The following is a 1,232-nucleotide window of genomic DNA, read 5'->3' as shown; positions in this document are numbered from 1 at the left end:
ATGACAATTCATCAGAATCTGATCGCTGGCGAGTGGGTTGGCGGTGACGGCACTGCCAACATCAATCCGTCCGACACCAATGATGTGGTGGGCACCTATGCCCGCGCGACGGCTGAAGACACGAAAGCGGCGATTGCAGCTGCCAAGGCCGCTTTCCCGGCCTGGTCACGTTCCGGCATTCTGGAGCGCCATGCGATCCTGCGTAAGGCAGCCGACGAGATTCTGGCGCGCAAGGACGAGCTTGGCCGTCTCCTGTCGCGTGAAGAAGGCAAAACACTTGCCGAAGGCATCGGCGAAACCATCCGCGCCAGCCAGATTTTCGATTTCTTCGCAGGCGAGTGCCTGCGCCTTGCCGGTGAAACGCTGCCTTCGGCGCGTCCGGGCATCGGCGTGGAGGTCACCCGTGAAGCTGTTGGTGTCGTCGGTATCATCACGCCGTGGAATTTCCCAATCGCCATCCCGACCTGGAAGATTGCGCCCGCGCTCTGCTACGGCAACACCATCGTCTTCAAGCCAGCCGACCTCGTGCCGGGCTGCTCCTGGGCGATTGTCGATATTCTGCATCGCGCCGGACTGCCGAAGGGCGTTCTCAACCTCGTCATGGGCAGGGGTTCGGTCGTCGGCCAGACCATTCTGGACAGCGCCGATGTTCAGGCTGTGACCTTCACCGGCTCGACCGGCACGGGCAAGCGCGTTGCCGCTGCCTCCATCGAGCACAATCGTCGCTTCCAGCTTGAAATGGGCGGCAAGAACCCGGTCGTCGTTCTGGATGATGCCGATCTCAATGTTGCGGTCGAATCCGTGGTCAATTCGGCCTTCTTCTCGACCGGCCAGCGCTGCACCGCATCCTCGCGCATCATCGTGACGGAAGGCATCCACGACAAGTTCGTTGCCGCTGCCATCGAAAGGCTGAAGGGCGTTGTGGTCGACAATGCGTTGAAGCAGGGAACGCATATCGGCCCGGTCGTTGACGAAAGCCAGCTTCAGCAGGACATGGATTATATCGAGCTTGGCCGCAAGGAAGGCGCGAAGCTCGCCTTTGGCGGCGAGCGCCTGAACCGCGAAACGCCGGGCTTCTATCTCCAGCCAGCACTTTTCACCGAAGCCACCAACCAGATGCGCATCAGCCGCGAGGAAATCTTCGGCCCGGTCGCTTCGGTCATCCGCGTCAAGGATTACGAAGAAGCGCTCGCCACTGCCAACGATACGAACTTCGGTCTGTCGTCGGGCAT

General features: G+C 61.0%; 1 protein-coding gene. It reads left to right on the top strand.

The genetic code is table 11. The annotated features are described in order from the left end of the window. On the top strand, positions 1 to 1,232 hold a 1,232-nt coding region (locus FHW00_RS24410), incomplete at both ends, for an aldehyde dehydrogenase family protein (protein ID WP_078341366.1).

The organism is Ochrobactrum sp. P6BSIII, assembly GCF_014138065.1.
Taxonomy (GTDB): Bacteria; Pseudomonadota; Alphaproteobacteria; order Rhizobiales; family Rhizobiaceae; genus Brucella.
The sequence above is the reverse complement of the archived record's forward strand: the minus strand, read 5'-3'. Positions and strand labels throughout refer to the sequence as shown.